This window comes from Rhodococcus sp. ABRD24, from assembly GCF_004328705.1.
Classification (GTDB): Bacteria; Actinomycetota; Actinomycetes; order Mycobacteriales; family Mycobacteriaceae; genus Prescottella.
On sequence record NZ_CP035319.1, the window covers coordinates 4,214,040 to 4,227,551 of the forward strand.

12 protein-coding genes are annotated in these 13,512 nt (G+C 67.4%); 8 read left to right on the top strand and 4 right to left on the bottom strand.

Features of this window, described 5'->3' with window-relative positions:
- The first annotated feature begins 42 nt into the window (after nucleotides 1–42).
- The 4 genes from pruA to ERC79_RS18885 are packed head-to-tail and all read left to right on the top strand — an operon-like array spanning nucleotide 43 to nucleotide 5,158.
- Complete coding sequence (gene pruA, locus ERC79_RS18870; protein ID WP_131579928.1) at nucleotides 43–1,686, top strand: L-glutamate gamma-semialdehyde dehydrogenase; 1,644 nt, start codon at nucleotides 43–45, stop codon at nucleotides 1,684–1,686.
- 4 nt (nucleotides 1,687–1,690) lie between these two features.
- On the top strand, nucleotides 1,691–2,659 hold the full coding sequence (locus tag ERC79_RS18875) for a proline dehydrogenase family protein (RefSeq protein WP_242676639.1): 969 nt from the start codon (nucleotides 1,691–1,693) through the stop codon (nucleotides 2,657–2,659).
- A 25-nt stretch (nucleotides 2,660–2,684) separates the two neighbouring features.
- Nucleotides 2,685–4,091, top strand: coding sequence for an acyl-CoA synthetase (locus ERC79_RS18880; protein WP_131579929.1), 1,407 nt, complete (start codon nucleotides 2,685–2,687; stop codon nucleotides 4,089–4,091).
- 32 nt (nucleotides 4,092–4,123) lie between these two features.
- The gene (locus ERC79_RS18885; protein WP_131579930.1) at nucleotides 4,124–5,158 is read left to right on the top strand and encodes an NADP-dependent oxidoreductase; all 1,035 of its coding nucleotides are present in this window, start codon (nucleotides 4,124–4,126) and stop codon (nucleotides 5,156–5,158) included.
- A 7-nt stretch (nucleotides 5,159–5,165) separates the two neighbouring features.
- Here ERC79_RS18885 and ERC79_RS18890 read toward each other — a convergent pair whose 3' ends face one another.
- The 4 genes from ERC79_RS18890 to dapD all read right to left on the bottom strand — a co-directional run bounded on the left by ERC79_RS18890 (nucleotide 5,166) and on the right by dapD (nucleotide 9,114).
- A complete protein-coding gene (locus ERC79_RS18890; RefSeq protein WP_131579931.1) occupies nucleotides 5,166–6,398 on the bottom strand; it encodes a type II toxin-antitoxin system HipA family toxin in 1,233 nt (410 codons plus the stop codon).
- A complete protein-coding gene (locus ERC79_RS18895; RefSeq protein ID WP_131579932.1) occupies nucleotides 6,395–6,616 on the bottom strand; it encodes a helix-turn-helix domain-containing protein in 222 nt (73 codons plus the stop codon). The genes ERC79_RS18890 and ERC79_RS18895 overlap by 4 nt, the downstream gene beginning before the upstream one ends.
- Nucleotides 6,617–6,763: 147 nt before the next feature.
- Nucleotides 6,764–8,101 carry an amino acid permease gene (locus ERC79_RS18900; protein ID WP_242676909.1) on the bottom strand — a complete coding sequence of 446 codons (1,338 nt, stop codon included), beginning with the start codon at nucleotides 8,099–8,101 and terminating at the stop codon, nucleotides 6,764–6,766.
- Between the two features lie 59 nt (nucleotides 8,102–8,160).
- The gene (dapD, locus tag ERC79_RS18905) at nucleotides 8,161–9,114 is read right to left on the bottom strand and encodes a 2,3,4,5-tetrahydropyridine-2,6-dicarboxylate N-succinyltransferase (protein ID WP_131579934.1); all 954 of its coding nucleotides are present in this window, start codon (nucleotides 9,112–9,114) and stop codon (nucleotides 8,161–8,163) included.
- A 132-nt stretch (nucleotides 9,115–9,246) separates the two neighbouring features.
- On the opposite strand from dapD, the gene dapE reads away from it, so the two are divergent.
- The 4 genes from dapE (at nucleotide 9,247) to ERC79_RS18925 (ending at nucleotide 13,508) form a co-directional block, all read left to right on the top strand.
- Entirely contained in the window at nucleotides 9,247–10,344 is a 1,098-nt protein-coding gene (gene dapE / locus ERC79_RS18910; RefSeq protein WP_131579935.1) for a succinyl-diaminopimelate desuccinylase, read from the top strand.
- A 115-nt stretch (nucleotides 10,345–10,459) separates the two neighbouring features.
- The gene (locus ERC79_RS18915) at nucleotides 10,460–11,197 is read left to right on the top strand and encodes a TIGR00730 family Rossman fold protein (RefSeq protein WP_242676910.1); all 738 of its coding nucleotides are present in this window, start codon (nucleotides 10,460–10,462) and stop codon (nucleotides 11,195–11,197) included.
- Nucleotides 11,194–11,736, top strand: coding sequence for a TIGR00730 family Rossman fold protein (locus ERC79_RS18920; RefSeq protein WP_131579937.1), 543 nt, complete (start codon nucleotides 11,194–11,196; stop codon nucleotides 11,734–11,736). Before ERC79_RS18915 ends, ERC79_RS18920 begins: the two co-directional genes overlap by 4 nt.
- On the top strand, nucleotides 11,733–13,508 hold the full coding sequence (locus tag ERC79_RS18925) for a long-chain-acyl-CoA synthetase (protein ID WP_207390366.1): 1,776 nt from the start codon (nucleotides 11,733–11,735) through the stop codon (nucleotides 13,506–13,508). The genes ERC79_RS18920 and ERC79_RS18925 overlap by 4 nt, the downstream gene beginning before the upstream one ends.
- Nucleotides 13,509–13,512: the final 4 nt, after the last annotated feature.

A 13,512-nucleotide genomic window follows, 5' to 3' on the forward strand; every position in this document is an offset into this window, starting at 1 on the left:
GAGCTTGGTTGCAGTCATTTGGCTCTGGCTGAGGAGGGCAGCATGGATGCCGTCACGCACGTACCGGCGCCGTACAACGAGCCGGTCCACTCCTACGCGCCGGGTAGCGTCGAGCGTGATCGTCTGACCGCGTGTATCGCCGAGCACACCGCTGCTCCGATCGATATCCCGCAGGTGATCGGTGGCCGTGACCGGCACGGCACTGGTGAGCGGTCGGAAGTCGTGCAGCCGCATCGGCATTCACACATTCTCGGTACGTTCACCAATGCCACCTACGATGACGCCGCGGCGGCCGTCGAGGCCGCGACCGAGGCGGCTCCGGCGTGGCGGGACCTGCCGTTCGACGAGCGCGCCGCAGTGCTGTTGCGGGCTGCGGATCTGCTGGCCGGGCCGTGGCGCGAGAAGCTGGCTGCGGCAACGATGCTGGGTCAGTCCAAGTCAGTCCAGCAGGCGGAGATCGACGCGCCGTGTGAACTGGTCGACTTCTGGCGATTCAACGTGCACTTCGCTCGGCAGATCATGGCGGATCAGCCGATCTCCTCGCCCGGGGTGTGGAACCGGGTCGACTACCGTCCGCTCGAGGGCTTCGTCTACGCGATCACTCCCTTCAATTTCACCGCGATTGCCGGGAATCTTCCCACCGCGCCCGCACTGCTGGGAAACACGGTGATCTGGAAGCCGGCGCCGGCGCAGACGCTGGCCGCGTACTGGACGCTGCGTCTGCTCGAGGCCGCGGGATTGCCGCACGGTGTGATCAATCTGTTGACCGGTGACGGTCTGGCGGTGTCCGATGTGCTCTTGCGTGATCCGCGACTGGGCGGTATCCACTTCACGGGTTCGACGCGCACGTTCCAGTACCTGTGGCGCGAGGTGGGCGCGAACATCGATCGGTACCGCGATTACCCGCGGCTGGTCGGGGAGACGGGTGGGAAGGACTTCATCCTCGCGCATTCATCGGCGGATCCCGCGGTGCTGAGCACCGCCCTGATCCGGGGCGCGTACGAGTATCAGGGGCAGAAGTGCTCCGCCGCGTCGCGCGCCTACATCCCGCGGTCCGTGTGGGCGCGTATGGGCGACACGTTTCTTGCGGAGGCGGATGCGCTGAGCTACGGCGACGTGACCGATCTCGAGAATTTCGGCGGCGCGTTGATCGACCGGCGGGCGTTCGACAAGAGCGTCACGGCCATCGAACGGGCCCGTGGCGCCGATGGCATCCGCATTGCCGTCGGCGGCAAGTACGACGACAGCGTCGGTTACTTCGTCCGGCCCACGGTCCTGCTCGTCGACGATCCCGGAGACGAGGCGTTCGCGACGGAGTACTTCGGTCCGATCCTGTCGATCCACGTCTACGACGACGCTGCTCCCGGTGCGTTCGCAGATGTGCTGACGGCCGTCGATTCGGCCGCACCGTACGCGTTGACCGGCGCGGTGATCGCCGATGACCGAGCAGCGATCGAGCAAGCCGGTGCCGCACTGCGTTACACAGCCGGCAACTTCTACGTCAACGACAAGCCCACCGGCGCGGTGGTGGGGCAGCAGCCGTTCGGCGGGGCCCGCGCATCCGGCACCGACGACAAGGCCGGATCCCCGCTGAATCTGTTGCGCTGGACGGCCCCCCGCACTGTGAAGGAGACGTTCGTCCCGGCGACCGACCACCGGTATCCGCACATGGACCGGCAGGAGTGAACCGGTGGCCGGGGTGTTGTCGAACCCGCTGCGGCCGGCGATCCTCGCAGCCGCTCGGTCGTCGAGGATCGAGCGGGCCATCACCCGGGCGCCCGTGACGAAGTCTCTGGTCGAGCGGTTCGTCGCGGGTGAGTCTCGAGCCGACGCGCTGGCTGCGGCCGGCCGGATCCTCGGCTCGGGCCGTGCGGTGAGCATCGACTACCTGGGGGAGGACATCACCGATCCGGCGCAGGCGCGTGCGACCGTCGAGGAGTATCTGGTTCTCGTCTCCGACCTTGGCGGCCTGCCCGGTGCTGCTGGGTCGCCTGACTTCTGTCCGCTCGAGGTGTCGGTGAAGCTGTCCGCGCTGGGACAGGGCCTGCCCGCGGGCGGCGAGGAGATCGCACTAGGGCACGCCCGTGCCATCTGCGCGGCCGCGCAGCGGCACGGGGTATGGGTGACCATCGATGCGGAAGACCACAGCCGTACCGATTCCACGCTGTCGATCGTGCGGGAGCTGCGCTCCGACTTTCCGTGGCTGGGCGCGGTTCTGCAGGCCTATCTGTACCGCACCGAGAACGACTGCCGCGCGCTGTCCGGGCCCGGGTCTCGGATCCGGTTGTGCAAGGGGGCCTACCGGGAACCAGAGTCGGTCGCCTACCAGTCGCGGGCCGATGTCGATGCGTCCTATCGGCGTTGTCTCGATGTTCTCGCCGCAGGTGACGGCTACCCGATGGTTGCCACTCACGATCCCGCGATGATATCGGTCGCCGACGAGATGCTGACCCGAAGAGATGGGGATGCAGAGGGTTTCGAGCATCAGATGCTGTACGGGATCCGCGATCTCGAGCAGCTGCGGCTGGTCGAGGCCGGCCGCCGGATGCGGGTGTACGTACCGTACGGCACCGCCTGGTACGGGTACTTCATGCGGCGGCTCGCCGAGCGGCCGTCGAACCTGAAGTTCTTTCTCAGGTCGACACTCACCCGGAGCTGACGATCCCGTGTGAGACAGTGGCACCGTGCTGCTCCGATCGTTGAATCCCCTCGCAGTCGCCCGCGGCGACGACATGCCCGACGCCGTGCGGATCGGTGACACGGCACTCTCGCGTACCGACATCCTCGGCGCCGCCGGGGCCCTGGCCAAGCGCATTGCCGGCGCCCGCGTGGTGGCGGTGCTCGCCGACTCGACCCCGTCGACAGTGATCGCGGTGGTGGGCTGTCTACTCGCCGGGGTGACGGTCGTCCCGGTGCCGCCGGATTCCGGTCCGGCGGAGTTGACGCATATCCTGTCCGACTCCGGCGCGCAGGCGTGGCTGGGGAAGGCTCCCGAGGCGTCCGAGCTCCCGGTGGTTCCGGTCCGGGTGCACGCCCGCGACTGGCACTCGCACCCCGAACCGCACCCGTCGTCCACCGCGTTCGTGCTCTACACGTCGGGCACCACGGGCCCGCCGAAGGGCGTGCTGCTGAGCCGCGGCGCAATCGCCGCGGGCATCGACGCGCTCGCCGAGGCGTGGGACTGGACGTCGAAAGACGTTCTGGTGCACGGGCTACCGCTCTTCCATGTGCACGGATTGATCCTCGGGGTGCTCGGCCCGCTGCGGGTGGGTAGCCGGTTGATCCACACCGTCAAGCCGACGCCACAGGCATACGCGGAGGCAGCCCGGGCCGGTGGCTCGCTGTTCTTCGGCGTACCCACCGTGTGGTCGCGGATCGCTCTGGACGAGGCGTCGGCCCGCGCACTCAGTGGAGCGCGGCTGCTGGTGTCGGGCAGCGCTCCGCTGCCGGTGCCGGTGTTCGAACGGCTGCGCGAACTCACCGGTCTCGCGCCGATCGAGCGCTACGGCATGAGCGAGACCATGCTGACGCTGAGTACCCGCGTAGACGGCGAGCGCCGTCCCGGCTGGGTGGGGCTGCCGGTGCGCGGCGTCGAGACCCGGTTGCGTGACGAGCGTGGGGCGGAGGTGCCGCACGACGGCGAGAGCATCGGCGGTCTGCAGGTCCGCGGGGCGACGCTGTTCGACGGCTATCTGAACCGGCCCGAGGCGACCGCCCAATCGTGGACCGAGGACGGCTGGTTCAAGACCGGTGACGTCGCGGTGATCGACGAGGGCGGCTTCCACCGTATCGTCGGGCGCGAATCCACCGACCTCATCAAGTCCGGCGGCTACCGCATCGGGGCCGGCGAGGTGGAGGCGGCACTGCTCGGACATCCAGGCGTGAGGGAGGCCGCCGTGCTCGGGCTGCCGGACGCGGATCTGGGACAGCGGATCGTGGCGTTCGTGGTGGGAGAAGGCCTCGACGAGGCGACGCTCGTCGAGCACGTCGCTTCGCAGTTGTCGGTACACAAGAGGCCGCGCGAGGTGCGGATCGTCGAGAGCCTGCCGCGTAACGCGATGGGCAAGGTGCAGAAGAAGCTGCTCTCCTGAGAAGTGTCGGCTACCGGCGTACCGTTCGGTACATGAGCGCTGTCACGAGCACCCGCGTTGTCCTCGCCGCACGCCCGCACGGCGAACCCACCACCGACAACTTCCGCATCGAGACGGCGCAAGTGCCGTCGCCCGCGGACGGACAGTTGCTGCTGCGGACGGTGTACCTGTCACTGGATCCGTACATGCGTGGACGGATGAGCGCCGCAGAGTCGTACGCCGAGCCGGTGGAGGTGGGCGACACCATGGTCGGTGCGACGGTGTCGCAAGTGGTCGAATCCCGGAGCCCGCGAATCGAGCCGGGCGCCTACGTGCTGGCGTACTCGGGCTGGCAGTCGCATGCATTGGTGGACGGCAACGCTGTTCGGGTTCTGGATCCGGACCGCGCGCCGCTGTCCACCGCGGTCGGTGTGCTCGGAATGCCCGGGTTCACCGCGTACTCGGGGCTGCTGAAGATCGGCCGTCCGCAGCCGGGGGAAACCGTGGTGGTTGCGGCGGCGTCCGGGCCGGTGGGCTCGGCTGTCGGCCAGATCGCGAGGATCCGCGGCGCCCGTGCGGTCGGGATCGCAGGTGGTCCGGACAAGTGCGCTTTTGTGCGCGACGAACTCGGCTTCGATGCCGCGATCGATCACCGCGCACCGGACTTTGCCGAGCAGTTGAAGGCTGCGGTGCCGGACGGCATCGATGTCTACTTCGAGAACGTCGGCGGCGCCGTCACCGCGGCCGTGCTCCCGCTGCTCAACCTGTATGCGCGGATACCGGTGTGTGGGTTGGTGTCTCAGTACAACGCCGCGTCGATGCCCGAGGGTCCGGATCGACTGCCTGGGTTCATGGGGCTGGTGCTCACCAAGAGTCTGACGATCCGCGGCTTCATCCAGTCCGAGTTCGTCCAGGCCATGTATGCCGACTTCGAACGCGATGCCACCCGGTGGATCGGCGAGGGATCCCTGAAGTATCGGGAGGACGTCGTGGACGGGCTGGAGAATGCGCCGACCGCCTTCCTGGGAATGTTGCACGGCAAGAACTTCGGGAAGCTGGTGGTGCGGGTCGGTCCCGAGCGGGCCTGAGCATCAGTCATCTCAGCGTGACGATGCGCTTTCGGAGCAGATTTTCGAGGCGCTGGGTTTCGCGTTCGGAGAAGCCGATCTCGTGGACCCGACTAGGCCATTCCCCGGCGGCGGTGGCGACCGAGTCGATCATGCGGTCGACGGCGCGCTCGCGAACTCCGAGTCGCCGGCCTGCCTCGACGAAATGCACTCTGCTCAAACGATTTGCGCGACCGTAGAGCGTCATCGCCATTGGGTCGTCCCAGCCTGAATAGGGCTGGGTGGTCAACAGATCGTAGGCAGGGGTCGGCTGCCAGAGTCCGTCGGGTGCGTAGATGGACAGGTTCTTGCCGTGCAGGTCGCCGTTGCCGATGAGCCACGAGAACACGACCGTCCGCAACAGTTCGAGCGTCGTCGCGGCCCGGGATCCGCCGCCCCGCGCGCAGGCGTCGGCCAGTATCGAGATCGCAGTCTCGGTCTTCATGCGGTACTTGGAGGCCGGGTAGAGTCCTGCGACCTGGCACGCGTCCTCCTGGGCGATTCGCGTGCTCGCGTGGCGGTCGAAGCGTGCGACGAGAATCGCGCTCCTGCCGTCGCTGTCGTGGATCAGTCGGGTTTCCGGCACCCGGAGTCCGCACGCCGCGGCCATGCGCATGAAGAAATGTTCGTTCTCCGCCAGCCGCGGGAAGCGCGTGGGCGGTGTGAGCTTGAGTATCGCGGGGCCTCGGGCTGTGCTGGTCGGTACCGACCACATCGCGGCGCTCACCTTCGGCTGCACGCCGGCCAGGGCCACCGGATCGGCGTCGACAGATCCGGCCAGGCGTGCGAATACGTGGCGGAAGTCGGTGTCGTGTTCTGGCGAGAACATCGGGGAGTGCGCGGGTGGGGTCGTGCCTGACGCGACGATGCGGACGTTGCCGATCGTGTCGGCCCCCACCGCGAGGAGCAGTGTGAGGTGGTCGTCGACCGAGGTTTTCGTCGAGGACGTCACCGCCCCGAGCCGCACTCCCTCGGGGAGCAGACCTGCAAAGAACGGCGGGACCGCGCCGCCTGCCGTCACAAGCGGATAGGTGGCGTCGCGGGGGAGGGACCATGACACCGAATCGGCCCGGAGGGGCGTGCGGCCGGGGGGTGTGGCGACGGAGTACTCGAATGCCACGGCGTCGTCCGGTGTTCGGACCAGAGTGGCTACCGCGGTGTCGTCGAGATAGACGTCCGCGGCGACGACCTCGCGTAGGTCGGCAGGTCCGGGGGCACTCATCGGGTCTCGGTCTCGACGGCGGGCACCGGTTGCAGGCGCAGTCCGAGTACCTCGGCGATGTCCACGACCGAAGCGAGCTTGACCGACCCGGATCCGTACTCGAGGGACTGCACGCTGGAACGGGAGACGCCTGCGAGATCAGCGAGGGTTTGCTGGGTGAGGCGGAGCTCTATCCTGCGCTCCGCGAATCGCTCGCCTATGCGTGTTATTTCAGGCATTGGAGCGGTTCTCGTAGGCCGAGTTCGGCGGGGTCGGGACATTGCACCTCCTATGCTTCTTTTTGCAAGCATAGACGGGTTCTCGGGTTGCGCGGTTGCATTCACCCCGCTTATGCCTGAGATTTCGAGCGTAGCGGCGGTGCTGAATCAGAGACCGGCCCCTACGTCTCGCACCCCATCGCGGCCTTTGCGCGCCCGACGGCGCGAATTGAGCACAGACAGCATGAGAATGGCGAGGAATAGTACGCCTGTGGCGATCAGCTGGTCACGGGCGTCGTCGTCGAAAAGCATCAGCACACCGAACGCGGCGAGCAGCGCCAGCGTCAGATAGCTCAGGTACGGGAACAGCCACATCCGCACGGTCAGCTTGCCTTCGCGCTCGAGCACGGGCCGCAGCCGCAGGTGTGAGACGACGACGAACACCCAGATCACCAGCAGGGCCGCGCCGACGGCGTTGAGCAGGATCCCGAGCAGGGCGTCCGGCAGCAGCCAGTTGAGCATCACGCTGACGAAGCCGAAGAACACCGACAGCAGCACCGCATTCGTGGGGACGCCGGACTTCGAGAGTATCGCCAGGGCTGCCGGACCGTCGTTGCGCCGAGCGAGTGAGAACGCCATCCGAGAAGTGCCGTAGACGTTGGCGTTGAACGCCGACAGCAGAGCGATCACCACGACCAGTTCCATCAGACCCGCGACATACGGGAGGTTCGCCTTGTCGAGGACCGCGACGAACGGGCCCTCCTGCAGTTCGGGTGAGTTCCACGGTAGGACGAAGACCATGATCGCGATCGCGCCGATGTAGAAGACGCTGATGCGCCACATGACGCTGCGGACAGCAGTGGCGATGGACCGTTCGGGATCCTCGGACTCGGCGGCCGCAATGGTGATGATCTCGATGCCGCCGAACGCGAACGCAACCACGAGCAGTCCGGCGGCGATACCGGCGAAGCCGTTGGGCATGAACCCACCCTCACCGAGCAGATGCGTGAAGCCCACCGGATCGGTGTCCGGCAGCAGGCCGAACACCAGTAGCAGGCCGACGGCGAGGAATCCGATGATCGCGGTGACTTTCAGCGCTGCGAACCAGAATTCGAACTCACCGAAGTTGCTGACCTTCGCGAGGTTGACCACTGCGAAGAACGTCACGAACACCAGCGCGACCACCCATTGCGGCACGCTGGGAAGCCAATCGTTCACGATGGCCGACGCCCCGGTGATCTCGGCGCCGAGCACCATGATGAGCATGAACCAGTAGAGCCAGCCCATCACGAACCCGGCCCATTCGCCGATCCCGATACGGGCGTAGTGCGAGAAGGAACCGCTGGCCGGCAAGGCGGCCCCCATCTCGCCGAGCATGCGCATGACGCACACCACGACGAAACCGGCGATCAGATAGGAGATGAGGACCGCGGGGCCTGCCTTCGCGATCCCGACGCCGGTCCCGAGGAAGAGACCTGCGCCGATGGCCGACCCCAGGCCCATCATCGTCAGATGACGGACCTTGAGGCCGTGCCCGAGTCGGACGGGGGCGTCGCTGCCCCTCACTAGTCGTTCGCGTGCAGTGCGGCGTTCAGTTCGACGCCCGTGCCCTTCCACGGCACCACCTCGACCGCGCCGGAGACGGAGTTGCGACGGAAGAGGATGTTCGACTGGCCACTGAGGTCGGCGGCCTTGACGACGGTGCCGTCCGGACCGGTGACCTTGGTGCCGGCGGTGATGTAGAGGCCCGCCTCGACGACGCAGTCGTCGCCGAGCGAGATGCCGAGGCCCGCGTTGGCGCCGAGCAGACACCGCTCGCCGACGGAGATGACCTGCTTACCGCCACCGGACAGGGTGCCCATGATCGACGCGCCGCCGCCCACGTCGGTGCCGTTGCCGACGACGACGCCAGCAGAGATGCGGCCCTCGACCATCGAGCTGCCGAGTGTGCCGGCGTTGAAGTTGACGAAGCCCTCGTGCATGACGGTGGTGCCGCTGGCCAGGTGCGCACCGAGGCGGACACGGTCGGCGTCGGCGATCCGGACGCCCGACGGGACGACATAGTCGACCATGCGCGGGAACTTGTCCACGCTGTACACGGTGACCTGGCCGCGGATGCGCAGGCGCGATCGAACCAGTTCGAAGCCCTCGACCGCGCACGGGCCGTAGTTGGTCCACACGACATTCGCGAGCAACCCGAAGACACCGTCGAGGTTGACCTCGTGCGGGGCCACCAGGCCATGCGACAGCAGGTGCAGACGCAGATATGCGTCATGCGCGTCGACGGGGGCCGCCGACAGATCGGCGATCGTCGTGCGCACCACAACCTGCTTGACCTCGCGGGCCTCGTCGTGGCCGGCCAGCAGCGCTAGGTCCGACGGAATGTCGGTGCCCTCGAGCGCGACGGTTCCGTTCTCCTCGTGCTCGCCCAGCTCGGGGGCCGGGTACCAGGTGTCGAGGACCGTGCCCGACTCGGTCACGTTGGCGACGCCTACTGCAGATGCTCCGTGTGCACTCACGGGTGCACAGGTTACGCGAGCCCGAGCGGACCGTCCGGGGCGGTGAGGCGATTGTGATCCCGACCGCGTATTCCGACCGGTCGGGTGCCGCGGTGGACAGTGCACCCAGCCTGGGCACCTAACCTGGAACCCGTGAGCATCCTCGATCTGCACGCCAACCCCATCGATCTCACCGCCGCGCTCGTCGACATCCCGAGCGTGTCGCACGACGAGGCCGTCATCGCCGACGTGGTCGAGTCCGCGCTGCGGGAGCAAACGTCTGGATTCGAGGTGATTCGCAACGGCAACGCGGTGCTCGCGCGGACGAACCGCGGGCTGCCGAGCCGGGTGATGCTCGCCGGACACCTCGACACGGTGCCGATCGCGGACAATGTCCCGAGCCGTCGCACGAACGACGAGCGCGGGGACCTGCTGCACGGCTGCGGCACCGTCGACATGAAGTCCGGGGACGCGGTGTTCCTGCACCTGGCGGCGACGATCCCCGATCTTGCGCACGACCTGACGCTGGTGTTCTACGACTGCGAGGAGATCGCCGCGCAGTACAACGGACTCGGCCGGATCGAACGGGAACTCCCGGAGTGGCTGCAAGCCGACGTCGCGATCCTCGGCGAACCCACCGGTGGCCTCATCGAGGCGGGCTGCCAGGGCACGCTCAGAGTGCGGCTGAGCACCTCGGGTGTGCGGGCCCACTCGGCCCGGTCGTGGCTGGGCGACAATGCGATTCACAAGTTCGCCCCCGTTCTCGAGCGGCTGTCGTCCTACGAGGCGCGGTCCGTGGACATCGACGGCTGCGTGTACCGCGAGGGCCTGTCGGCCGTGCGGATCTCCGGCGGCGTGGCGGGCAACGTGGTGCCCGATGCCGCGGAGATGGACGTCAACTTCCGGTTCGCGCCGGACCGTAGCGTCGACGAGGCGATTGCGCATGTGCGGGAGGTGTTCGATTCGAGGGCGCTGGGCGGCCTCGAAGTCGGGTTCGAGGTCACCGACAGCTCTCCGGGGGCGCTACCGGGCCTGGCACACCCCGCGGCCGCGGCGTTGATCGACGCTGCCGGTGGGCAGTTCCGTGCCAAGTACGGCTGGACCGATGTCTCCCGCTTCTCTGCGCTCGGAATTCCCGCCGTCAATTACGGGCCGGGCGATCCGAACCTTGCGCACAAGCGTGACGAGCATGTGCCGGTCGCGCAGATCGCCGATGTCGCGCGCGTTCTGCGAGGGTATCTGAGCGCGTAGTCGCCTGGGACGGGCAAGCGGGTGGGTAACCGATAGCCTTGCCCGCATGGCATCAGACCCGAAGACCGGCGCCGACGGGCGCAGCAGTTCATCGGTGAAGCACCGCGGTCCGATCATGCTGCGGCGTGACCGCAAGGTGGAGGCGACGACCACCGATCAGCGTCTTCTCGACCAGCGAGGCCCCACGGACTGGGTGCACACCGATCCGTGGCGCGTCCTGCGGATCCAGAGCGAGTTCATCGAGGGCTTCGGTGCACTCGCCGAGGTTCCGCGCGCTGTCACCGTGTTCGGCTCGGCGCGCACCGGCGAGGGCACGCCGGAGTATGCGGACGCGCGGGCACTCGGGGAGGCGCTGACAGCCGCCGGATACGCGGTCATCACCGGCGGCGGACCGGGCGTGATGGAGGGCGTGAACCGTGGGGCCAGCGAGTCCGGCGGCTACTCGATCGGGCTCGGGATCGAGTTGCCGTTCGAGCAGCGCCTCAACGAATGGGTAGACCTGGGCATCAACTTCCGGTACTTCTTCGCCCGCAAGACGATGTTCGTGAAGTACTCGCAGGCCTTCATCTGCCTGCCCGGCGGTTTCGGCACACTCGACGAACTGTTCGAGGCGCTGACTCTCGTGCAGACCCGAAAGATCACTCGGTTCCCGATCGTGTTGATGGGCACCGAGTTCTGGGGCGGGCTGATCGACTGGGTTCGAAACACCCTCGAGCACTTCGGCAAGATCTCGCCGGGCGACTCCGACCTCATCCATGTCACCGACAGCGTCGAGGAAGCGGTACGGATCGTCGTCGACTCGCAGCGGGGCGTGGACGAGGCGGCGCTGCTCGGAGACGAGGACGGCTTGTGAGCGGGGAAAAGCGCAGTATCTGCGTCTATTGCGCGTCGGGGCCGGTGGACGAGTCCTACCTCGCACTCGCTGCGGAGGTGGGCACGGCGATCGGCCGACGCGGTTGGCAGCTGGTCTCGGGCGGCGGCAACGTCTCGATGATGGGCGCAGTCGCCGAGGCGGCGCGCACGGCCGGGGCGTGGACCATCGGCGTCATACCGAAGGCGCTGGTGCACAAGGAGGTTGCCGACGTAGATGCGGACGAGTTGATCGTCACCGACACGATGCGTGAGCGCAAGCGCATCATGGAGGACCGAGCCGACGCCTTCATAACGTTGCCCGGTGGCATCGGCACACTCGAGGAACTGTTCGAGACGTGGACGGCCGGTTATCTCGGCATGCACGAGAAGCCGGTGGTGATGCTCGATCCTGTCGATCACTTCCGCGGACTGCTGCACTGGCTCGAGGGGTTGCGCGGAGGGGGGTTCGTCGCTCAGCGGGCGCTGGACCGACTGATCGTCACCGGTGACGTCGAGGCGGCATTGGACGGATGTCGATGACCTCAGACGCCGCCGCTTCGACGATCAGTCTCGGGCAGCTCGCGCTGCAACTACCGCGGATGGTGACCGAGATCCCGAGCCTCGCCCGCGGGGCGCTGGGGCTGACCCGACGGCCGGATGCGCGGGACTCGATCGGACGCGTCTTCCAGCAGTTGGCGCAGCGGCAGCCCGACCGGGCGTTCATCCGGTTCGAGGGCGCCACGCTCAGCTACGGCGACGCCAACGCGCAGGTCAACCGGTATGCCGATGTCCTGAAGCGGCATGGTGTCCGGCGCGGGGACGTCGTCGGGATCCTGATGAAGAACCGGCCGGAAACCTTGCTGGTGACGCTGGCCGCGGTCAAGCTCGGTGCGGCCGCGGGCATGCTCAACCACAACCAGCGCGCAGATGTGCTGGCGCACAGCCTGTCCCATCTCGACAGTCGCGTTCTGGTGGTGGGGGAGGAATGTGCCGATGCGATCGAATCGCTGGACGCCGCGCCGCACGCCGGTGTGGTGCTGGGCGGGGAGGAGCTGGACCGGCAGGCGGTCGGTGCCGACGCGTCGAATCCGGTCGTGTGCGAACAGATCCAGGCCAGGGAGCCGGCGTTCTACATCTTCACCTCCGGGACGACGGGCCTGCCGAAGGCGAGCCTGATGAGCCACTTCCGATGGCTCAAGAGCATGTCCGGGCTCGGTGCGATGGGGGTGCGCCTGCGCCGCAGCGACACTCTGTACTGCCCGCTGCCGCTCTACCACAACAACGCGCTGACGGTGTCGCTGTCGTCGGTGTTCTCGGCGGGCGCGGCACTCGCAATCGGCCGTAGCTTCTCCGCGACTCGCTTCTGGGACGACGCGAACGCCAACCAGGCCACCGCCTTCGTCTACATAGGTGAGGTGTGCAGGTACCTGCTCAACCAGCCGGCGAAGCCGACAGACCGAGACAGTCGAATCCGGTTGATGGTCGGCAACGGTCTGCGTCCAGAGATCTGGACCGAGTTCACCGAGAGGTTCGGCATCGATCGGGTCGCCGAGTTCTACGGAGCCAGTGAGTGCAACATCGCATTCATCAACGCGCTCAATGTCGAACGCACCGCAGGGATCTGCCCGCTGCCCTATGCGGTGGTCGAGTTCGATCACGAGACCGGCCGGGCCGTGCGCGACGCCCGCGGCCGGCTGCGCCGGGTCCCGACCGGCGAAGTGGGGTTACTGCTGTCGAAGGTTACCGCTCAGGCGCCGTTCGATGGGTATACCGATCCCGAGGCCACCGAAACCAAGCTCGTTCGAGGCGGATTCGCGGACGGAGACTGCTGGTTCGACACCGGTGACCTTGTCCGCAGTCAGGGTTACATGCATGTCGCGTTCGTCGACCGCCTCGGCGACACCTTCCGGTGGAAGGGCGAGAACGTCGCCACGACCGAGGTGGAGGGGGCGCTGTCCGCATATCCGGCGATCGAGCAGTCCGTCGTCTACGGCGTCGCGGTGCCCGGTACCGACGGCAAGGCCGGGATGGCGGCGGTCACGGTGCGAGCCGGGCACGATGTCGACGGTGTGCGTCTCGCGGAGGACCTCTACTCACGGCTTCCCGCGTACGCGGTTCCGCTGTTCGTCCGCGTGGTCGACTCGCTGGAGACGACCTCGACGTTCAAGAGCCGCAAGGTGGAACTGCGAGAGGAGGGCTACGCGGTGTCCGCCGATACGCTCTACGTCCTCACCGGTCGCGGGGGCGGCTACCGGCCCGCCTACGAGGGCTATGTACGTGACGTCGCCGAGGGGGCTGCTCCCGGGGCGTAGCAGC